1 tRNA gene and 1 rRNA gene are annotated in these 289 nt (G+C 51.9%); both read left to right on the top strand.

What is annotated here, in order from left to right:
* Window positions 1–80, top strand: a 16S ribosomal RNA gene (locus KW836_RS27695); the annotation flags it as partial.
* Between the two features lie 132 nt (window positions 81–212).
* Window positions 213–289, top strand: a tRNA-Ile gene (locus tag KW836_RS27690).

The following is a 289-nucleotide window of genomic DNA, read 5'->3' as shown; positions in this document are numbered from 1 at the left end:
TTACCACGGTAGGATTCATGACTGGGGTGAAGTCGTAACAAGGTAGCCGTATCGGAAGGTGCGGCTGGATCACCTCCTTTCAGAGCTTATGTGCTCGTGTTAAGCGTCCACTCTTATCGGTTGTTTGATATAGCTGGGATCAGTTGTAGGCTTGGGTCGAGGGAATCTTCCCTGGGTCTTCAGCTTCCTGACTACTGATCCGAGAAGGTTTTGGGTCTGTAGCTCAGTCGGTTAGAGCACCGTCTTGATAAGGCGGGGGTCGTTGGTTCGAATCCAACCAGACCCACCA

Origin of the sequence: Achromobacter sp. ACM05 (genome assembly GCF_019218915.1) — a bacterium.
In the GTDB taxonomy this organism is placed as follows: Bacteria; Pseudomonadota; Gammaproteobacteria; order Burkholderiales; family Burkholderiaceae_B; genus Achromobacter; species Achromobacter animicus.
This window is presented reverse-complemented; position numbering and strand designations above follow the sequence as displayed.